Annotated in this window: 19 protein-coding genes; 12 read left to right on the top strand and 7 right to left on the bottom strand. The window is 71.1% G+C overall.

What is annotated here, in order from left to right; genetic code table 11:
* Positions 1-16: 16 nt before the first annotated feature.
* Genes ACWCRD_RS00880 through ACWCRD_RS00865 form a run of 4 tightly spaced genes read left to right on the top strand, consistent with a single transcriptional unit; the run spans position 17 to position 3,714 of the window.
* Positions 17-1,099: an MFS transporter gene (locus tag ACWCRD_RS00880; protein ID WP_450964345.1), complete on the top strand. Its 1,083-nt coding sequence runs from the start codon at positions 17-19 to the stop codon at positions 1,097-1,099.
* Positions 1,096-2,103 carry an ABC transporter ATP-binding protein gene (locus ACWCRD_RS00875; RefSeq protein WP_450963821.1) on the top strand — a complete coding sequence of 336 codons (1,008 nt, stop codon included), beginning with the start codon at positions 1,096-1,098 and terminating at the stop codon, positions 2,101-2,103. Before ACWCRD_RS00880 ends, ACWCRD_RS00875 begins: the two co-directional genes overlap by 4 nt.
* A 1-nt stretch (position 2,104) precedes the next feature.
* Complete coding sequence (locus ACWCRD_RS00870) at positions 2,105-2,908, top strand: ABC transporter permease (protein ID WP_450963820.1); 804 nt, start codon at positions 2,105-2,107, stop codon at positions 2,906-2,908.
* A gap of 5 nt (positions 2,909-2,913) precedes the next feature.
* The gene (locus tag ACWCRD_RS00865; RefSeq protein WP_450963819.1) at positions 2,914-3,714 is read left to right on the top strand and encodes an ABC transporter permease; all 801 of its coding nucleotides are present in this window, start codon (positions 2,914-2,916) and stop codon (positions 3,712-3,714) included.
* Positions 3,715-3,733: 19 nt separating this feature from the next.
* Here ACWCRD_RS00865 and ACWCRD_RS00860 read toward each other — a convergent pair whose 3' ends face one another.
* Entirely contained in the window at positions 3,734-4,717 is a 984-nt protein-coding gene (locus ACWCRD_RS00860) for a phosphotransferase enzyme family protein (RefSeq protein ID WP_450963818.1), read from the bottom strand.
* 42 nt (positions 4,718-4,759) lie between these two features.
* The gene (locus ACWCRD_RS00855; protein WP_450963817.1) at positions 4,760-6,061 is read right to left on the bottom strand and encodes an MFS transporter; all 1,302 of its coding nucleotides are present in this window, start codon (positions 6,059-6,061) and stop codon (positions 4,760-4,762) included.
* Positions 6,062-6,374: 313 nt separating this feature from the next.
* Between ACWCRD_RS00855 and ACWCRD_RS00850 the strand changes: the two genes are divergently transcribed.
* Positions 6,375-6,839: a hypothetical protein gene (locus tag ACWCRD_RS00850; RefSeq protein WP_450963816.1), complete on the top strand. Its 465-nt coding sequence runs from the start codon at positions 6,375-6,377 to the stop codon at positions 6,837-6,839.
* Here the strand turns inward: ACWCRD_RS00850 and ACWCRD_RS00845 are convergent, their stop codons facing one another.
* Complete coding sequence (locus tag ACWCRD_RS00845; RefSeq protein WP_450963815.1) at positions 6,840-7,754, bottom strand: NAD-dependent epimerase/dehydratase family protein; 915 nt, start codon at positions 7,752-7,754, stop codon at positions 6,840-6,842.
* 172 nt (positions 7,755-7,926) lie between these two features.
* Between ACWCRD_RS00845 and ACWCRD_RS00840 the strand changes: the two genes are divergently transcribed.
* From ACWCRD_RS00840 to ACWCRD_RS00825, 4 genes are read left to right on the top strand one after another with little or no spacing between them, the layout of a single operon-like run.
* On the top strand, positions 7,927-8,532 hold the full coding sequence (locus tag ACWCRD_RS00840) for a TetR/AcrR family transcriptional regulator (protein WP_450963814.1): 606 nt from the start codon (positions 7,927-7,929) through the stop codon (positions 8,530-8,532).
* On the top strand, positions 8,529-9,353 hold the full coding sequence (locus tag ACWCRD_RS00835) for an alpha/beta fold hydrolase (RefSeq protein WP_450963813.1): 825 nt from the start codon (positions 8,529-8,531) through the stop codon (positions 9,351-9,353). Before ACWCRD_RS00840 ends, ACWCRD_RS00835 begins: the two co-directional genes overlap by 4 nt.
* Positions 9,354-9,382: 29 nt before the next feature.
* Positions 9,383-10,774 carry a hypothetical protein gene (locus tag ACWCRD_RS00830; protein ID WP_450963812.1) on the top strand — a complete coding sequence of 464 codons (1,392 nt, stop codon included), beginning with the start codon at positions 9,383-9,385 and terminating at the stop codon, positions 10,772-10,774.
* A 46-nt stretch (positions 10,775-10,820) separates the two neighbouring features.
* On the top strand, positions 10,821-11,549 hold the full coding sequence (locus ACWCRD_RS00825; RefSeq protein WP_450963811.1) for a hypothetical protein: 729 nt from the start codon (positions 10,821-10,823) through the stop codon (positions 11,547-11,549).
* Here ACWCRD_RS00825 and ACWCRD_RS00820 read toward each other — a convergent pair.
* Together ACWCRD_RS00820 and ACWCRD_RS00815 are read right to left on the bottom strand one after the other, a co-directional pair.
* Positions 11,544-11,963 (bottom strand): NUDIX hydrolase, encoded by a 420-nt coding sequence (locus ACWCRD_RS00820; protein ID WP_450964344.1) that lies wholly within the window; start codon positions 11,961-11,963, stop codon positions 11,544-11,546. The two genes, ACWCRD_RS00825 and ACWCRD_RS00820, sit on opposite strands and share 6 nt — an antisense overlap.
* 181 nt (positions 11,964-12,144) lie before the next feature.
* Complete coding sequence (locus tag ACWCRD_RS00815; RefSeq protein WP_450963810.1) at positions 12,145-12,408, bottom strand: hypothetical protein; 264 nt, start codon at positions 12,406-12,408, stop codon at positions 12,145-12,147.
* Between the two features lie 253 nt (positions 12,409-12,661).
* Between ACWCRD_RS00815 and ACWCRD_RS00810 the strand changes: the two genes are divergently transcribed.
* Positions 12,662-13,663 (top strand): esterase/lipase family protein, encoded by a 1,002-nt coding sequence (locus ACWCRD_RS00810; protein ID WP_450963809.1) that lies wholly within the window; start codon positions 12,662-12,664, stop codon positions 13,661-13,663.
* An 80-nt stretch (positions 13,664-13,743) separates the two neighbouring features.
* Entirely contained in the window at positions 13,744-13,935 is a 192-nt protein-coding gene (locus tag ACWCRD_RS00805) for a hypothetical protein (RefSeq protein WP_450963808.1), read from the top strand.
* A 127-nt stretch (positions 13,936-14,062) separates the two neighbouring features.
* Here ACWCRD_RS00805 and ACWCRD_RS00800 read toward each other — a convergent pair whose 3' ends face one another.
* Together ACWCRD_RS00800 and ACWCRD_RS00795 are read right to left on the bottom strand one after the other, a co-directional pair.
* Positions 14,063-15,760, bottom strand: coding sequence for a DUF2264 domain-containing protein (locus ACWCRD_RS00800; protein WP_450963807.1), 1,698 nt, complete (start codon positions 15,758-15,760; stop codon positions 14,063-14,065).
* 81 nt (positions 15,761-15,841) lie between these two features.
* Entirely contained in the window at positions 15,842-16,885 is a 1,044-nt protein-coding gene (locus tag ACWCRD_RS00795; protein WP_450963806.1) for a rhamnogalacturonan acetylesterase, read from the bottom strand.
* 207 nt (positions 16,886-17,092) lie between these two features.
* Here ACWCRD_RS00795 and ACWCRD_RS00790 point away from each other — a divergent pair, with 207 nt between their 5' ends.
* On the top strand, positions 17,093-18,769 hold the full coding sequence (locus ACWCRD_RS00790; protein WP_450963805.1) for a rhamnogalacturonan lyase B N-terminal domain-containing protein: 1,677 nt from the start codon (positions 17,093-17,095) through the stop codon (positions 18,767-18,769).
* Positions 18,770-18,771 lie beyond the last annotated feature (2 nt).

Here is an 18,771-nt window from a genome sequence, read left to right as displayed (position 1 = left end):
CTTCGTCCTCATCGGCATGCTCCAGGCGCTGTACGGCCCGGCGGTGCCTGGCCTGCGCGCGGAGTTCGGGCTGTCCCCGTCCGGGGCCGGGCTCGGTCTGAGCCTGCACTTCACGGGCGGTGTCGCGGGCGTCCTGGCCTTCAACGCGATCCACTCCCGGATCAGCAACAGGGCGCTGCTGGCGGCGAGTTACGGCCTGATGGCGCTGGGCGGGGCGGGCTTCGCGCTCGCCCCGAACTGGCCCCTCGCGCTCGCCGCCGCCTTCCTCGGCGGCCTCGGCTTCGGCGGCATCGACTACGGCCTCAACCAACTGTTCGCGGTCGGCTTCGGCGACCGTTCCACGGCCATGCTGAACGTGCTCAACGCCCACTTCGGCATCGGGGCGGTGCTCGGCCCCGCGGTGATGGCCTGGCTGGGTGCGGACGCGTACGCGTACGCCTTCGGGGCGTGTGCGGTGCTGGCCGCGGTGCTGGTCCCGATGGGATCGAGCGGGGTACGTACGCGCCCGGCCGAACCGTCTAAGACGGCACAGCAACCCGGATTGACGGGCGGCCTTCCCCGCATCCTCGCCGGCTTCCTCGCCCTGTACATCCTGAACGTCGGCGTGGAGGCGGGTGTGGGCGGCTGGGAGCCCACGCATCTGGAGACTGTCGGCTACAGCGCGACCGTGGCCGCCTCGGCGACCTCCGTGTACTGGCTGATGATGACGGCGGGCCGTTTCCTCGTCGTGCCGATCGCCCTGAAGCACTCCCCCGAGCGGATCCTGACGATCTGCGCGGCCGGCATGACGGTGTGTCTGCTGCTGGCACGTGTAAAAGGAGTGGCGCCGGTGGCCTACGCCGGTGTTGGGTTATTCATCGCGCCGGTCTTCCCGACCGGACTGCCCTGGCTGAACAGGGCGCTTCCCCAGGCGAGGCGCGCCGGTGCCTGGGTCATCGCCGCGTCGATGATCGGCGGAGTGGCGGCTCCCCCGCTGCTGGGGGCGGGCATCGAGGCCTCGGGCATCCACGCCGTCCCCTGGCTGCTGACCGCGCTCTCCGCCGCCTCGCTCGCGGTGACCATATGGCTGATCCAGCTCACCCGGAGGTACGTCGAGTGATCGGCAGTATCGAGGTCCGCTCCCTCTCCCGCTCCTTCCACACCACCGTGCGCCGGCCCGGCTTCGCGGGCGCGCTCAGATCTCTCGTCAACCCGGAGCGGGCCGTCAAGCACGCCGTCTCCGACATCAGCTTCGACGTGGCGCCGGGCGAACTCCTCGCCCTGCTGGGCCCGAACGGCGCCGGAAAGTCCACCACCATCAAGATGCTCACCGGCATCCTCACGCCCACCTCCGGCGAGGCCCGGGTGGCGGGCGTGGTGCCGTACGAGGAGCGGGAGCGCAACGCCCGTAACATCGGCGCCGTGTTCGGGCAGCGCACCCAGCTGTGGTGGGACCTGCCGGTCAAGGAGTCCTTCGCGATCCTGCGGGACATCTACGACGTGCCGAAGGCCGAACACGCCGCACGCCTGCGGGAGTTCGACGACATCCTCGAACTGTCCTCCTTCTGGGACACCCGGGTCCGGCACCTCTCCCTCGGCCAGCGCGTGCGCTGCGACCTGGCCGCCGCGCTGCTGCACGACCCGCCGGTCGTCTTCCTCGACGAGCCGACCATCGGCATGGACGTGGTGGTCAAGGAGCAGGTCCGCGAGTTCCTGCGCCACCAGGTGGAGGAGCGCGGCCGTACGGTGCTGCTGACCACGCACGACATGACGGAGGTCGAGCGGCTCGCCGAGCGGGTCGTCCTGATCAACCACGGGCGCCTGGTCCTCGACGGCTCCCTCGACGAGATCCGCCGCAAGTTCGGCTCGACCTGGCAGGTGCGGGCGACGCTCGCCGACGGGCACACCGACGTCGTACCGCCCCCGGGCATCGCCCTGCTGCGGCAGGACGGCCCGCAGGCGGTGTTCGGCCCGGACGGCCCCGAGGCTCCCACGGTCCACCAGGCACTCAAGGCGGTCATCGAGCGGTACGAGGTGACCGGCATCGCCATCGACGAGGCGGACCTGGAAGACGTCATGCGGGTCGCGTACGCGCATGCGGAGCCCGCGGTGGAAGGGGTCTGACATGGCCGTTCTGCACGCGTGGCGGGCCGCCCGCGTCACCCCGCTCGGCGAGCTGCACGCCCCGCCCCGGATGACGGCCGTCCTGATCCGGCTGGTCGTCCAGGTGGTCCTGGTCGCCTCACTGTGGAGCGGCCTGTACGCGAACACCAGCGTGACGGCCGGCATGAGCCGCGAGCAGGCCATCACGTACGCCGTGCTGGCCGTACTCGCCTCCCGGCTGCGGGAGCTGGACCAGTACGCGGGCCGGGACACCGTCATCCAGCACATGCACTTCGGCACCATCGTCTACTGGTACCTGCGCCCGCTGTCTCCCGCTCGCTACCATGCGCTGCGCGCCCTCGGCGAGCAGGTCTACGGGGCCGCGTGGGCGCTCGCCGGTTACGCGGTGTGTCTCGCCGCCGGGGTGATCGAGCCGCCCGAGTCGGCTGCCGTGGCAGGGGTGTTCGTGGTCAGCCTGCTGCTCGGACAGCTTGTTCTGTACCACGTCATGCTCCTGCTGGACCAGATGTGCTTCTGGACCGTGCGCAACAGCGCGGCCATGCTGATCCTGATCTTCGCGCAGAACCTGATGTCCGGGGTGTACGCCCCGTTGTGGTTCTTCCCCGGCTGGTTCCGCACCCTGAGCACCTTCCTGCCCTTCCAGGCGACGCTCAACGTGCCGCTGTCCCTCTACGTGGGCCGGATCCGACTCTCCGACGCAGGCGTGCAGTTGGCCGTCCAGGCCGGCTGGGTCGTACTGCTCCATCTGTTCACCCGGTTCCTGTGGCGGCGGGCCGCCCGCCGTGTGATCTCCCAGGGAGGCTGAGGCCTGTGAATGCCGTCCGGATCGCCTGGCGCATCACGCGCCTCAACTTCCGCTCCCAACTGGAGTACCGCACCGAGTTCCTGCTGATGGTCGCGATCGGCGCGATCTGGCAGGTGTCGGTGATCGTGTTCGCGACCGTGCTGCTGACCCGGTTCACCGGGATGGGCGGCTGGGACAGCTCCGACGTGCTGCTCATCCCCGCGACACGGATGCTGGCGCACGGGCTGTTCGTGCTGGTCCTGGGCCGGATGCACGGCCTGGGCCGGTCCATCCAGGAAGGGCGCATCGACATCTACCTGCTGCGGCCCATGCCGGTCCACCGGCAGGTGCAGCTGCAGTACTTCCCCACCAACGCCATCGGGGACCTCACGGTGGCCGCCGGCCTGATGGCGGGCGCCCTGTCCCGCACCCAACTCGACTGGACGGCAGGGCGGATCACGTACCTCATCACCTGCCTGATCGGCGGCATGCTCCTGGAGGCGGCCCTGTTCACGGCGGTCGCCTGTGCCTCGCTCCGCTTCCCGGCCGCCGACTACTGGGGCCGCTGGCTGGAGGAGCTGCTCGGCACCTTCGGCAGCTACCCGCTCAACGTCCTCCCGAAGGCGGTGGGCGGCTTCCTCACCTTCGGCCTCCCGCTCGCGTTCGTCGCCTACTTCCCGGCCGCGGTGCTGACCGGGCACGGGCACGACACGGGTGTCCCCTACTGGCTGGCCGCGGCCTCCCCGCTGCTCGGCGTGCTCGCCTACCTCGGGGCGCGGCTGCTGTGGCGCTGGAGCCTCGACCACTACACGGGGGTGAACGGATGAGCGCTCACCGCGGCGGGCCTCAGTGCCACTCGGGCCCGAGTTCCTTGATCAGCCGGGCGAGCGTGGCAGGCTCCGGCACACTGCGCAGGAACTTGGCGACCTCTTTCTCCCCGAACTCGCGCTGCTCCAGCGTGTTCGCGGGGTCCACCGCCGCCTCGGCCTGCACCTGGATGTAGTTCAGGCTCGTCGCGACGAGTGTCGAGAACGCATCCAGGTCCCGGATCCGGCCAGGGCCGCCGGCCTCCACGTAGGCGCGGACGACCCGCCGCGCGGAATCCGCGTTCAAGCGGCTTCGCCCCGACCAGGCGAACACGATCCACGCCAGCTCACGCTCCGGTGCCGTGGGTCCCGCGTTGTCCCAGTCGATCAGGACCGGGCCTGCGGGGCCCAACAGCACGTTCTGCGGCTGGACATCGAGATGCGACGTCACCAGTGCGCTCCGGTCGGCCGCGGTCACCAGCCGCGCCAGTTCCCCGGCCGGGCCGGCGGCGAAGCGGGCCAGTGCGTCCGCCCAGGGCAGACCGGCGGCATCCGTCCTGCGGCGCAGCTCTTCCCAGTCGGCCTCCCGAGGGCAGGTCTCGTACCAGGAGACCGGCGCCTCGCTGGCTCCTGCTCCGGCCACGTGCAGCAGTGCGAGCGTGCGGCCGACCCAGCTGAGGATCTCCGGCCGGGCAGGGTCGGCCGCGGTCCCCTCGACCCATTCGTAGAGCTTCACGGAGGATCCGCCCAACTCGGGTGGAAGCCGGGAGACATGGGAGCCTTCGCGGTTCGCGAGAAGCTTCGGGGAGGTGATGCCGAGTCGCTCGGAGGCGTCCCGCAACGCGGCCTCCCGCTGGACCTGGTGCTCGTCACAGCCGAAGAGCATCTCCTTGACCGCCCATGTCGCGCTGTGCCCCGACAGCTTCCAGATCCGCCCCAGCGCACCGCGCGTGACGGGAGCCGTCGTCCACGGACCGGAGCCGAGTCCGTACACCTCGACCAGGTGATCGACTGCGTTGTGCATGGCTCTTCCCTCTTCCCGGTGAGGCGACGGGCGGTGACCGTGTCAGGCGTTTCGGACCGGCGTGAACAGGGCGGCAACCGCGATCCCGGCGCAGCAGCACCCCGCGACGAGCGCCGCCGGTCCGGTGCCGTGCCGCTCCGCCGACCAGGTGAGGACGGCCGCACCGATCGGGGCCGCGGAGTAGTGGAGGGTCCAGAAGGCTGAGGTGACACGGCCGAGCAGGGGCTCGGGGGTGATCTCCTGGCGCAGGGACATGGAGCAGGTGCCCGCGACGGCGACACAGGCCAGGAAGGTGGCGCCCAGGGCGGCCACCACGCGCACGTCCCGCGCCCAGCCCAGTGCGGCGAAGGCCAGTCCGCACACCGCGACCGCGCCCGTCCAGGTCCGCCCGAAGCCGAGCCGGCGCCGGATCCGGGCGACCAGCAGGGAGCCGGCGATGGTGCCGAGCGCGCCGCAGGCCATGACGGTGCCGACCGTGCCGTCATTGTGGCCGAGGTCGTGCTTGAGGTGGTAGATGACAAGGTCGGTCAGGCCGAGGGTGAGGAAGCTGAAGACGAAGAGAAGGGCGGTGAGGGAGCGCAGGACCGGGTGGCCGTAGAGGAAGGACACCCCGGTGCGCAGGTCCCGCCACAGGCCGGTGCGCTCGGGCGGGCGGTCGTCGACGGGGCGGGCGCGAAAGCGTACGAGGAGCAGGCAGGCCGCCGACACCCCGAAGCTCGCCGCGTCCACGCCGACGGCGGCGGCCGGCCCGGTCCAGGCGGCCACGAGTCCGGCGCCCAGCGGTCCCAGCACCCCGGCTCCGGCGGCGGTGGCGTTCAGCCGGCCGTTGGCCTCCGTCAGCCGGTCGCTGCCGACCAGGCTGCGGACGACGGTGACGTAGCCGACGGCGAAGAACGTTCCGACGGCCTCGCACAGCGGCAGCACCACGTACAGCAGCCACAGCTGCGGACCGAACAGCCATACGACGGGGATCAGTCCGTACAGCACCATCCGTACGAGGTCGCAGGCGATGAGGAGCCTGCGGCGGTCGGCACGGTCCACCACGACCCCGGCGAACACCGCCGCGAGGACGGCGGCGGCCGTGCCCACCGCCGTCAGCAGACCCATGCGGGCGACCGACCCGGTGGCCTGGAGGACCAGCAGGGGCAGGGCGATCAGGGCGAAGGCGTCACCGAGGACGGACAGGGTCTGGGCGGCCCAGAAGACACCGAAGTCCCGCTGCCGCCAAAGGGGTTGAACGGGCGGGGGTGTGCTTTCGGGTGCGCTGCTCCCGGACTCGCGGCGGTCGGACTCTCCGTCACGGTTGCCGGACTCGCCGTCCTGCCTGCGCGCCTCGTGCGTCACGCGCTCCCCCTTGCCACCGCATGCTCCCCCTCCGCCCCGCAACCCTATGTCCGTCGCATTCCCCGGCAACCGATTTTCGGGCGGCGGTGGCACCGGGGTGAAGCACCCGAATCCTCCACCTCCGCCCCCGGGGAGCAGGTGCTGCACACCGTGCAGCGCCCGAACATGGCTGCCCGACGGAGCCGAAAGAAGCAAATGTCCGTGCGGCTGACCGCCGGGCGGGGTGGTGATCGCACTCGAACGCCGTTCGTGCGAACGTGCCGTAGGTCACATTCGCGCGTGCGGGGTGCGGCCCGCCGCAGAGGATGGACCCATGTACACGCCCTTCGACAACCCCACGCCCCGTCAGGTCCGGCCCGGCGAGTATCCCGCGCTGGACGAGGCCCTCTCCCTGGTCAACCGGGACGTTGCCGCGACCCTGCCGGAACAGGGGCCGCTCCGGCTGATGGCCCTGCCGCACTGGGAGGAGGGCGAGCCGGAGAACGTGTACGTCTCCCCGCCCGACGGTGACTGGTGGGGCAGCCGGCTCTGGCTGAACTCCCCCGACTCGCCCCGCGACGACCCCCTCGCTACGCTCGCCGTCGTCGCCGAGGCGGCGCAGGACGCCCTCACCGAGGGCCTCTGGCAGGCCTGGCCGGTGTGCACCGTGCACGACCTCGGGATGCATCTGGGCGAGAAGGACGGGCGGCCCGTGTGGCGGTGCGTCGGCGCCGGGCAGGACCCGGAGCACATACGGGCAACGGTCGGGGGGCTCGACGCCGTACACCGGGGGCGGTGATCACACCAGCTCTTCGCGGAACCCCTGGCGCCACGACGGGTACCGCGGCTCCCAGCCCAGTTCCCGCCTCGCCTTGGTGTTGGAGAAGCCGCGGCCCTCGGTCATCATGCCGACCACCATCTCACCGGCGAGCAGCCGCGCCAGCCATGCCGGGAGCCGCCGCGGCGGCTTGGCCCCGGCACACTGCGCGAGATACGGCAGCCACTCACCGACCGGCGCCGGCTCGTCGTCGACGATGTTGAAGACACCCCTGGCCTTCTGCTCCACGGCCAGGACGGTGGCGCTCGCCGCGTCGTCGAGATGCACCCACGAGGTGTAGCCGGTGCCGCCCCCGACGAGCGGGAACATCCGCTTGCGCACCATCCTGACCTGGTCGTCGTTGGCGCCCGGCCCGTAGAACGCGCCGTAGCGCAGGGCCGCGCCGCCGGCCCCGACCACGGCGCTCTCGAGGTGGCCGATCGCCTTGGTGCCCTCCACCACCTGCAGCGGATCCTCCTCGGTCTTGATCCAGCCGCCCACGCGGTTCCCGTTGAAGCTGGCGTGGCTCTGTGCGACGACGTGCGGGACACCGGTCGCCTCGGCGGCGGCCAGCAGATGGTCGATCCCCTCGGTGCGGAGCCGGTTGGTGGTGGCGAAGAAACGCTCGGCCTTCCTCATGTCGGGCTTGCCGGCGTGCACCTCGGAGAGGCCCGTCATCTGATGCACGATCACGTCCGGCCGCGCCCCCGCCACGGCCTGGCCGACCGACACCGCATCCAGCCCGTCCATCACGACCCCTTCGGCGCCCAGCCGCGCCAGCAGGTCCAGCTTGGCCGGACTCGTCGTCGTCGCCGTCACCTGGTGCCCCCGGGCCACCAACTGCCCTACCAGCCGCCGCCCCAGGACCCCGCTCCCGCCTGCCACGAACACCCGCATGACCCTCACCTTCCTGATCCCGAACGTGGTTCCGGACCTGATTCCGAAGCCTGTCTTCGAGACCTGGGACGAGACAGCCCGGCCGCCTGTGACACGGGAGGTAATTCGGTCGCCAGGAAGTAGCTGGGAACACTAGGTTCCTTCCTAGGAACCCTAGGAAGGAACCGCATCCATGGTCAGAGCCGGCCTGACCCCCGCCCGCATCGTCGCGGCGGCAGCCGACCTCGCCGACGAGGTCGGCTTCGAGAACGTCACCCTGTCCGCCCTGGCCCGCTACTTCGGCGTGAAGGACGCGAGCCTCTACTCGCACATCAGGAACCTCGACGACCTGCGCACCCGCCTCGCGCTGTTCGCGGGCGCCGAGCTGATCGACCGCATCGCCGTCGCGGTGGCCGGACGTGCCGGCAAGGACGCGCTGGCCGCCTTCGCCGGCGCCTACCGGGAGTACGCGCTGGAGCGGCCCGGGCGGTACGCAGCCACCCAGATCCGTATGGACCAGGCCCTGATCGCCACCTCCCCCGACTTCCGCCGCACCGCCGAGATCACCTACGGCATGCTGCGCGCCTACGGCCTCGAGGAGCCCGATCTCACCGATGCCGTACGCCTGTTGCGCAGCACCTTCCACGGCTACTGCGCCCTGGAGGCCACCGGCGGCTTCGGCGCCGCACGCGAGGTACAGAAGTCCTGGGACAAGGCAGTCGACGCCCTGCATGTGACGCTCGAGAACTGGCCCCGGGAGAAGGAACAGCGAGCAGAACAGCGAGGAGCAGAGCAATGACTGAGGACCTGCACTACGACGTACGCGGCAAGGGGCCCGTCCTCCTGATCGTCCCGGGTGGGGCCGGGCACCCCATGGGATTCGCCCCGCTGACGGATGTGCTCGCCCACCGCTTCACCGTCGTGACGTACGACCCCCTGGGGCTCGCCCACGGGCGGCTCGGTCAACCCGTCGGCGACCAGCGGGTGCAGGAGTGGAGCGACGGGGCGCGCCGCGTGCTCGACGAGGTTCTTGCCGAGGGCGAGTCCGCGTACGTCTTCGGGACCAGTTCCGGCGGTATCGCCGCCCTCGACCTGCTCGCCCGGCACCCCGAGCGGCTGCGGCACGTCGTGGCGCACGAGCCGCCGTGCGTGGGGGTGCTCCCGGACGGGATACGACAGCAGGCCATGTTCCAGGAGGTCTGCGACACTTATCGCGCCGCCGGGCTGCAAGCGGCCGCCGTCGGACTGGGCGCCGTGCTGGCGGGACAGGAGCCGGAGCAGGGCCCGTCGGGTCAACCTCTGTCCCGCGACGAGGAGTTGGGCATCCCGATGGCTCTCTTCCTCACCCATGTACTGCGGCAGTTCACCTCGTACGTCCCCGACCTCCCCGCGCTCACCGCCTCCGCCACCCGCCTCACCCTCGCCGCAGGAGCCGACTCCCGTGGTCAGCTCCTCCACCGCACCGCCCGGTTCCTCGTCGAACACACCGGCAACGGGAGCCGCTTCGTCGAGTTCCCCGGCGGGCATGTCGGTGTGGCCGAGCATCCCGCCGCGTTCGCCGAGCTGCTCGGCGAGACACTGCTCCGAGGCGGCGGCACACCTGTCCCGCTCACCACTTAGACTGGAAGCTTCGGGGGAGGGAGCGTGCCTTGTCTCAACAGCAGCTGGGACGCGGTCCCTTGAGATCGGACGGCACCGCACCGGAACCCGGCGGGCCGAGCGAGGCCGCACGGTTCGTCGGCTGGCTGGGCAGCCTCGGCTGCGCTGCCGCCGGGTATGCCGTGTTCCAGTTCCTGTTCGGGCTGCTGCCCGGCTCCCTCAGCGGGGAGGCCGCCAAATACCTGATCTCAGGGGTCAGCGGGATCGGTACCGGCGTGGCCGCCTGGCTCGCGGCGGCACTGCTCAGGGCCCGGGCCGCGGCCGGACCCTCCCGGCCCGCCACCACCGCCCCCGTCGCCCCGGCAGCCTCCGCGCCAGGCCCGCTCCCCCAGGTCTTCACCGCCGCCTACGGCACGCTCGTCGGCAAGGTGTGCGTGGTCGACGACCCGGCCCGCGGGCGGCTCACCGGCTGGTCGCACTCCCTCGGCGAGAGCAGCCCGCCCCGCCCCACCTCCGTAGGCACCGCGTACGGCCTGCACATCATGCTCGACTTCGGCGTGCCCGACGGCCGGCTGCGCACCGGGGATCTCGTCGACACGCTGTGGCGGCTGCGGCTGCCCGCCGGGGGCTGGTCCGCACGGTCGCAGGGCTCGGAGCCACGGCCCGAGGTCACCGCGCTGGTGCTGGGTGCGCTGGCCCGGGCGGGGGCGTCCGGCGAGCGGCTGGCGGAGGAGGTGGGCCGCTGCGCGGCCGGCTTCACCCGCGAACACGACCGCGCCGGGCGGGAGTCGACCCATGTGGTGACGACCGTGCTGCGCGGGCTGCTGCGCGCCGCGCCCGACTCCGCCGTACTGCCCGTGCTGCGCGAGGCCCTGGCCGACGGCGCGATCAGCGACCCGCGCCGTGAACACCTGCGCTGCTGGAGCTACCGTCTCGACCCTCCGTACGGCATGCCCTCCGCCCTGCACACCGCGCAGGCGGTGGTGGCGCTCGACCGGGCCGCCCGGGTGCTGGACGAACCCGAGGGGGCGGGCGCCCGCTCCGCCCGCGAGGACGGCGTGCGCTGGCTGCTGGCCTGCGCCGGCGCGGCCCACACCCGCTGCCCGGACCTGCGGAACCTGCGCGAGGAGGTGCGCCGCCCCCGCACCGACGACCCCGAGCGCCACGAGGTGCTGAACGTACGGCACTTCACCGCCTCCTGGGTACTGCGCGCGCTGATGACCCCGGGCGCCCGCGAGGTCGCGGCGCAGGACGGGCTGGAGGATGCCTGGCGGGAGCGGCTGGACGGCGCGGCGGCCGCCGTGTGGGCCGGGCAGACGGACGGCATCTGGTCCTGGGGCCGGACCGACAGCAGTGAGCTGCGGCATCCCATGTGGATGACCTACCAAGGTCTTTCGGCGCTGCGGGCACATGCCGTATGGATGTATCGACCGGAAGAATGAACCGGAAGCGGTAACCCGGGAGCAGTGAGCGCGGAGGTATGTGTGCATGGGCGGTCGGCAGGTTCTGGCGGCGCGACGACTGCTGGCCGGGACACTGGACGGTGAACTGCCCGAACACGAACGGGTCGCCGCGGCCCGCTCCGTCGTCGCCGAACTCGGCTCCCCCGAGCGGCTGTTGGAGCTGATCGCCGAACTGGCCTCCGGGGAGGGCGATCCGGAAGGGTGCGCCCGGCTCTCGTACCGGCATGTCCTCGGCTTCGACAAGCTGCTGCTGATCGACGGCGGACCGCGGCTCATGCTCCGCGCCCACCTGTGGCACCCGGGCGCCGGCGCGATCGGCAAGGAGGACATCCACAACCACCGTTCCCCGCTCGCCTCTTATGTCGTGCGGGGGCGGCTCGCCATGGAGTTGTACGACGTCGAGGGCGGCGGGGGCGGCATCGCGGCCGCCCGGTACGAGGAGTCGCTGAAGGAGGGTTCGGCGGACTGGCTGCTGGAGCCGGCCGGTCCGGCGCGGCTGCGGATGACGCATGTGGGGCAGTACGCGGCGGGCAGCGCCTACGCCCTGCCCGCGCACACCCTGCACCGCGCCTGGTGCGACACGGACGTACCCACGGTGACGCTGTTCCTGGAGACGGGAAGCGGACGACGCCGGCACACCGACGTGTTCACCGCGGCGGGCCCGCATCCGGGCGCCGTACCGAAGGTGCCGCTGGAGAGGGACGACTATCTGGCAGCGCTGAACGGACTCGCCGAGCTGCTCAGGAGCTCATGAGTTCATGAAGGCCTGGTCCACGATGTCGAGGTTGTACTCGTCGATCTCGACCGTGGTCAGCTCGGAGCGCGCCAGCCAGGCATAGGACTGGTCGGCCCGAGGGAGGGTGATCTGCTCACTCAACGGCCTGACCAGGAAGTTCTCCTGCCAGTTCTTGATCTCGTGCCCTCGGTACTCGCTGACGAAGGACGACTCGCCGACCTTGCGGACGACCTCCCCGAGGAGCCCCGTCTCCTCCTTCAGCTCCCGCAGCGCGCCGTCCCGGGCGCTCTCGTCCGGATCGAGCTTGCCGCAGGGGACGCCCCACACTCGGGGCAGGAACTTCTCCTTCTCACTGCGGCGGACCAGGAGCACCCGGCCCTCGTCGTCCATGACGACGGCAGCCGCCAGTCGCTTGTCGCCGGGGATGTCCATGTCCATGGTTCCTCGGTCCCTCGCCGGAGATGAGCCCAAAGGGTCTGATACCCACGAAAGCCCCCACTCTACCAAGGACTCACCGGCGAGCGCTGTGAGCCGGGTCATGAGAGGCCGCCCACCGAGTCGGCGTAGTACGTCGATCCCTTGAGGTTCAGGGCGAGTTCACGGAAGCTCCAGCCTACGCCGGGCGAGTGGTCGAGCTGGTCGTCACAGCGGACGCCTGCCAGGCGTCCGGCTGCGGCTTCTCGCCCGCCGGCCGGACCTCCGGCTCGGCCAGGTGGTCGACGACACGGCGGATCGCCTTGTGCGGGGTGTGGACGCGGTCGTCGACGTGGACGGGTTTGCCGGGCCGGTTCGTCCAGGTGGCGGCGGCCATCTCGAGGACGTGGCCGACCATGCCGGTGACGGCTCGGGCGGGTGATTCCTGTGGAGTCTCGGTCATACCGGCAGGCTGGGAGCACATCGCCTCGGGGACGACCGAACCGTCCGGGCCCAAACCGTTCGTCTCCCGCCCCATCCGTTCGTGTCAGGCCCGACCCCTTCGTCTGCGCCGAGTTGCGAGAGGACACGGGCCGGACGGGTGAAATCGCTGCTCCATGAGAGGTGTTGCGCGCGGTCGTCGTGCACGGCACACACACCGCTCCTCGATCATCTCGGCGTCGGCGCTCGGCCGGCCTGAGACGAGGAGCGGCGCGATGACTGATCGGAATGTTTCCTGGAAGCGGTCGGGCCGACTGCGCGCCAAGTGGGCCGCGGTCTGTGCGGGGCTCGCCCTGACGCTGGCCGTGGGGCAGCAGGGCGCGGCGGTCGCGGCCGACAGTCCCACGCCTCCCCCGCCGCGCAACCTCCTCGCCCTGCCGGCGGCGGGGATCAGCGGACTCGTCAGCCCCGATGCGGCGCCGCCCGGGGCCGACGACTGGAACTGCAAGCCCACGCGTGAGCATCCCCGCCCGGTCGTCCTGCTGCACGGGACCTTTGCGAACGCCCGTCTCAACTGGGGCCTGCTGTCGCCGTATCTGAAGCAGCAGGGCTACTGCGTCTTCGCCGCCAACTACGGCGGGGCGCCGGGCAGTCCGATCAAGGCAACCGCGCACGTCCCGGACTCCGCCCGGGAGATCGCCGCCTACGTCGACCGCGTGCTGCAGGCCACCGGGGCCAAGCAGGTCGACCTCGTCGGGCATTCCCAGGGAGGTGGTCTGACGCCCCGCTGGTATCTGCGGTTCGCGGGCGGCACGGATCCCGCGCACCCGAAGCGGAACAAGGTGCACAGCCTCATCGGCCTGGCGCCCTCCAACCACGGCACGACCGCCTCCGGCCTCGGCACACTGACCACCAAGCTGGGCCTCAACCAGCCCGTTTCCCTCGTCCTGGGTCAGGCGTACGCAGACCAGATGGTCGGCTCCGAGGTGAACAAGACCCTGGACCGGGACGGGGACACACAGCCGGGCGTGTCCTACACCGTCATCGCCACCAGGTTCGACGAGGTCGTCACCCCGTACACGAACCAGTTCCTGACCCGCGGACCGGGCGCGACCGTCAAGAACATCACGATCCAGGACGTCTGCCGCCAGGACCTCTCCGAGCACGTCTCCATCGCCTACGACTCCAACGCCGCCCAACTCGTGCGCAACGCCCTCGATCCCGCCCACGCGAAGCCGGTCGACTGCGGTCTCACCCTGCCCGTGCTCGGCGGCTGACGCCGACGACGACATCGATGCCTGCCGCCTCGGGATACCGGGGCGGCAACCTTGTGATCAACCGGCGGTGACAACGGGACATGGCTGCAGCAAGCCGCACGACCACGCACCGCCGGGTCAGGACAGCACGTAAGCCCGTCGTCGCGGGACTCGCCGCGAACGCCGGGTTCTTCGGTGCCCGGTACGCCACGGCCGGTGCCTCGACCACGGCCGCCGACGGCCTGTCGGTCACCACCGCCTCGGGTGTCCGCCGGAGTGGTCCGGGCAGGTGAGGCTGTCCGGCCACCACTGCCACCCCCAGCGGCGGTGGTCGGCGGACTTGGTGGCCGCGCTCCAGCGCACGCGCCGGTGAGGTGCGTGGGCGCCGCCACCGTGTCATGAGCCCCCTCGTCACGGGTCTCACCCGGTGGGACGGGACTCCTCGACAAGGATCTCGGCCCCGAGCGACACCCGCACCTCGGGGCCCGCGCTCCAACGCACCGTCAACTCCCCGGCGCCGTCCGCCCGTACACTCACCGTCTCCCCGAGCGGCACGGGATCCTCCTCACCGGTGAGCCTCACCAGCGCGACGAACAGGCTGTCTCCCTCGCCGCAGACTCCGGTGAGCTCGTCGGAGAGTCCGACGGCCGGCGACAGCTCGGCCCGCAGCCCCGCTGCCGCCGCCCATCCGGTCACCCGCACCGCCGTCCCCGGCTGGGCACCCGCGACCAGATGAGCCCGTACCTCCACGGCCCCGCGCGCCAGCACGACGCTGGTCACCCGCGCTCCCCCGCCTGCCGTGTGCCGCGAGGCCACCCACCCGTCGCCCACGCCCAACGGCTCGATCTCCGTGCGGCTCGGATCGTCACCGACGATCACGCTGTTGTCGTACGACGAAGCCGGCTCGGTCACCGTCGAGTAGGCGAGGCGCGTGTAGTACGGGTCGTAGCGGACGTCCTCGCTGCCGTGGTTGTGGAGGCGGACCACCCCGTCCGAACGCGTGGACTGCAGGAGCCAGTTGGGGGCCGCGATGGGGGTGAGGGCGTCGGAGCGCTCCACCGGGCCCGGCTCCTCCGTCGCCGTCCACACGGGGTGGTCCGGCGGCAGGAGCAGGCCGAGGAAGCCCTTGCTCGCCCAGTACGGGGAGGCGGGACCCGAATAGCCTTGCAGGACGGCCGGGTCTGGGCCGTGCCAGCCGAGGGTGAGCAGGCCGCGGGAGTCCAGCGCGCCTCGCTCCAGGAAGTACTTCATGGCCCCCGAGGCCAGCCGCCGCGTCTGTCCCGGCGGCAGCGGCGTGTGTCCCGTCAGCGCGCCCAGCCACAGCGGGGCCGTCGTCGCGAAGCGGTAGGTGAGCGAGCGGCCCTGGTGCATCGGGGCGCCGTCGCCGCCGAACAGGCGGGCGTAGTCCTCGAGATGGCGGGAGAGTCTGCCGCCGTACAGGTCGAGCAGGGCGGTGTCCTGCGCCAGCCAGGCGTGCAGCACCGGGTACAGGTGCATCGCCCAGCCGTTGTAGTAGTCGAACTTGCGGCCGTCGCCGTCGGTGTACCAGCCGTCGCCGACGTACCACGTCTCTATGCGCTCCAGGCCGCGGTCGATCGCCTTGCGGGACGCCTCCGTCTCGTAACCGATGTCGGCGAGGAACCCGCCCACCGTCACCGGGAACAACTCCCAGTTGCAGGGCCAGGCTTCGGCGGTCAGCGCGTCCCCGAGCCAGGCGGCCGCCCGCTGCCGTACGCCGTCGTCGAGGCGGTCCCACAGCAGCGGGCGGGTCAGCCGCAGCGCGAGGGCGATCGAGGCCGCCTCGACCAGGGGCTGGCTGCGGTCCTCGATCCGCGGCCAGACGCCCGCGACACCGGCCGCGAGCCCGTCGGCGTAGCGCTGCAGCGCGGTCTCGTCGCGGCGGAAGGCCGCGGCGAGCAGCGTGCGGGCGTAGCCCTCCAGGCCGTCGGAGAGCCGGCCGGACCAGCTCGGGCGGTCGCCGGGGAGGTGGTAGAGCGCGCCGCCCTCCGCGGCGTACGGCTCGACCGCGGCGAGCAGGGCGTCGGCGGCCGCCTCCCAGTGGGCGCGGGTGCAGCCGGTGTGGGGACTGGCGGTGCGGTCCTCGGCGGGCAGGTGCATCGGTTCTCTTTCAGGAGCTGCGGCGACGGACGAAGGGTGGGACCTGGGGCGCCCCGGTTCCGGTCGAGACGCCCCAGGAGTTCATCCCACCCGCACCAGACCCTCCGGTACCAGATGCTGGGCGACAAGTGCGTCGCGGACAAGTCCTGCGTACACCGTGGCGCCGTGGACGGAGGTGTGGGTGTTGTCCTTCTTCTCGTTGTAGAGATAGATCGCCTTGGAGCCCTCGACGCCCAGGGACTCCACCAGCGCCTTCGTCCTGGCCGTCAGGTCGATCAGCGGCACCTTCTCGGCCGCGGCCACCGAGCGGATGACAGCAGGATGGTCCACTCCGAGGCTGTTGACCAGCAGTGCGGTGTTGTTGTTCAAAGTGCCGTCCGCATTGAACCAGCGCCGCACGATGGGAGTCACGAGCACCGGTTCGCCGCCCTTCTCCCGTACACCTGCCACCAGTGTCTCCAAGTTGGCCCGGTACGTCGCCTCGTCCGTGGTCTTGTCATTGTGGGCGAGCTGGATCAGGACCAGGTCGCCGGGGCGGATCAGCGGCTGGACCGTGGCCCAGAGCTGCGGGTTCCGCAGATACGTCACCGTACTCTCGCCGGAGTCCGCGTAGTTGGCGACGGACAGGCCCTTGCGGAGGTACTGCGGCAGTTGCTGGCCCCAGCCGGAGTACGGGGCGGCGGGCTGGTCGCAGACCGTGGAGTCGCCGACCAGGAGGATCTGGCGGGCATGCCGGGCGGGTGTGACGCTGATGCCGGCGAGCGCGGGGGCCGAGCCGCCGACCGCCAGATCCAGACCGGGAGTTCCGTCCGGACCCGTCGGCTCGCCCTCCGGCGTGCGCACGTTCACCGTGAAGCTGCGGGAGACGCGTTCACCCGCCGCCGCGGGTGTCTCGGGCAGCAGGGAGCGCCGGGTCTCGCCGCTGATGCCCGTGCTGGACGCGGCCTCGCCGCCGAGGAGGACCTTCACGTCGTACGTGCCGGGCGGGACGTCGAAGTGGCAGGCTCCGGCGGTGCAGTTCTCGATGCCGAGGGGGCGGTGCCCTTCATGGGCCTGGGCCGGTGCGGCCGTCAGGCCGGCGCTCAGTGTCAGCGCCGCGAGCAGGGCGAGCTTGAAACGTCTCATTCGCGTGTCCCTCCGAGGAAACGACTGGACGACAAGGCCTGGCGGCAGGGACCGTACCGCTCTCCGCAAGCGCTTTCTAGGCCTTGGACCGATTTCACAAGACTGCCAACTTCCTGCGCGTGAAAGCCCTTTCGCGAAATCGATTCAACTGTCACCCTCACAACCACTCGCACCACTCCCGCACGGCTTCCGAAGGAGGCACCCCCCATGTCCGAGACCGCGAACAGACCGGTCGGCCGCCGCACCTTCGTCCTCGGTTCCGCCGCTGCCGCCGGGACGGCCGCTCTCGCCGGGCCGCTCGCCGCCCCGGCGTCGGCCGCGGGCTTCGGCTACTCGGACGACGGCTCGAACTACGTCGTCGACACCGGCGCGAGCCTGGTCTTCAAGGTCAGCAAGACCAACGGCGACCTGACCTCGCTCGTCTACAAGGGCACCGAGTACCAGGGCTACGGCGGCAAGAACTCGCACATCGAATCGGGCCTCGGCACCTCCACGGTGACGATCAAGCAGTCCGGTTCGACGATCCTGATCTCCGTCGCCCACGGCACCCTCAAGCACTACTACGCGGCCCGCAGCGGCGAGAACAACGTCTACCTGTGGACCAACAAGGCGGACGACTCGGTCAGCGCCACCCGCTACATCGTGCGCGTCAAGGCGGGCATGTTCCTCAACGACCAGCCCGACTCGTACACCTACGCGCCGACCACCGTCGAAGCCTCGGACGTCTTCAAGAAGTCCGACGGCCAGACCCGCTCCAAGCACTACTCGAAGCTCCGCGTCATCGACTACGACTACATCGGCTGGTCCACGGGCAGCGTCGGCCTGTACGTGGTCCGCTCCAACCACGAGAAGGCCTCCGGCGGCCCCTTCTACCGCTCTCTGCTGCGCCACCAGAGCGCCGACGGCGGCGGCCTGTACGAGATCCTCTACTACGGCGAGAACCAGACGGAGGCCCAGCGCTTCGGCCTCCAGGGCCCGTACGTCATCGCCTTCACGGACGGCGGCGCGCCCTCCTCCTCGCTGTACCACGCCAACCTCACCACCTCCTGGGCCGACTCGCTCGGCATCTCCGGATACGTCGCGGCGAGCGGTCGCGGCAAGGTCACCGGGGTCGGGATCACCGGCCGGAACACGACGTTCCCGTACACCGTCGGGCTCGCCAACCCGGCCGCGCAGTACTGGGGCCCGGCCCGCTCCTCGGACGGCTACTTCTCCATTCCGGGGGTGCTGCCGGGGACGTACACCCTGACCGTCTTCAAGGGTGAACTCGCCGTCCACACCAGCTCGGTGACGGTCACCGCGGGCGGCACGACCACCCTCAACACGATCGCGGTCCCGTCGTCGAACGACCCCGGCAACGCGAGCGCGATCTGGCGCATCGGGGAGTGGAACGGCTCGCCGAGCGGGTTCAAGAACGCGGACCTGATGACGTACGCGCACCCGTCCGACAGCCGGGCCGCGTCCTGGACCGGCAACGTCGTCATCGGCAGCGGGACGGAGACCTCGGCCTTCCCCTGCTACCTCTGGAAGGACGTCAACAGCGGCATCCTCGTCCACTTCAAGCTGACGGCCGCGCAGGCCGCCGCCGCGCACACCCTGCGCATCGGTGTGACGACGGCCTACGCCAACGGCCGGCCGCAGATCAGCGTCAACGACTGGACGTCGTCGATCCCCTCGCCGCCCGGCCAGCCGAGCACCAGGTCGCTGACCGTGGGCTCGTACCGGGGCAACAACTACACGTTCACCTACAGCGTTCCGGCGAGTGCCTGGCTCTCAGACACCAGCCAGTACAACGTGCTGAAGATCAACGTGGTGAGCGGCTCGGGGACGATGTCCTTCCTCAGTGCGGGCACGTCGATCGACGCGATCGATCTACTGACCTGACG

The organism is Streptomyces sp. NPDC002092, assembly GCF_053593775.1.
Note: the sequence above shows the minus strand (reverse complement) of the source record. Positions and strands in the feature narration are given on the sequence as shown.

Coding starts and splice junctions, on each gene's coding strand:
- ACWCRD_RS00880 (WP_450964345.1), top strand. CDS start 17: ATGCTCCAGGCGCTGTACGGCCCGGCGGTGCCTGGCCTGCGCGCGGAG.
- ACWCRD_RS00870 (WP_450963820.1), top strand. CDS start 2,105: ATGGCCGTTCTGCACGCGTGGCGGGCCGCCCGCGTCACCCCGCTCGGC.
- ACWCRD_RS00860 (WP_450963818.1), bottom strand. CDS start 4,717: ATGCACAACGCAGTCGATCACCTGGTCGAGGTGTACGGACTCGGCTCC.
- ACWCRD_RS00850 (WP_450963816.1), top strand. CDS start 6,375: ATGTACACGCCCTTCGACAACCCCACGCCCCGTCAGGTCCGGCCCGGC.
- ACWCRD_RS00845 (WP_450963815.1), bottom strand. CDS start 7,754: ATGCGGGTGTTCGTGGCAGGCGGGAGCGGGGTCCTGGGGCGGCGGCTG.
- ACWCRD_RS00840 (WP_450963814.1), top strand. CDS start 7,927: ATGGTCAGAGCCGGCCTGACCCCCGCCCGCATCGTCGCGGCGGCAGCC.
- ACWCRD_RS00835 (WP_450963813.1), top strand. CDS start 8,529: ATGACTGAGGACCTGCACTACGACGTACGCGGCAAGGGGCCCGTCCTC.
- ACWCRD_RS00825 (WP_450963811.1), top strand. CDS start 10,821: ATGGGCGGTCGGCAGGTTCTGGCGGCGCGACGACTGCTGGCCGGGACA.
- ACWCRD_RS00820 (WP_450964344.1), bottom strand. CDS start 11,963: ATGGACATCCCCGGCGACAAGCGACTGGCGGCTGCCGTCGTCATGGAC.
- ACWCRD_RS00815 (WP_450963810.1), bottom strand. CDS start 12,408: ATGACCGAGACTCCACAGGAATCACCCGCCCGAGCCGTCACCGGCATG.
- ACWCRD_RS00810 (WP_450963809.1), top strand. CDS start 12,662: ATGACTGATCGGAATGTTTCCTGGAAGCGGTCGGGCCGACTGCGCGCC.
- ACWCRD_RS00805 (WP_450963808.1), top strand. CDS start 13,744: ATGGCTGCAGCAAGCCGCACGACCACGCACCGCCGGGTCAGGACAGCA.
- ACWCRD_RS00800 (WP_450963807.1), bottom strand. CDS start 15,760: ATGCACCTGCCCGCCGAGGACCGCACCGCCAGTCCCCACACCGGCTGC.
- ACWCRD_RS00795 (WP_450963806.1), bottom strand. CDS start 16,885: ATGAGACGTTTCAAGCTCGCCCTGCTCGCGGCGCTGACACTGAGCGCC.
- ACWCRD_RS00790 (WP_450963805.1), top strand. CDS start 17,093: ATGTCCGAGACCGCGAACAGACCGGTCGGCCGCCGCACCTTCGTCCTC.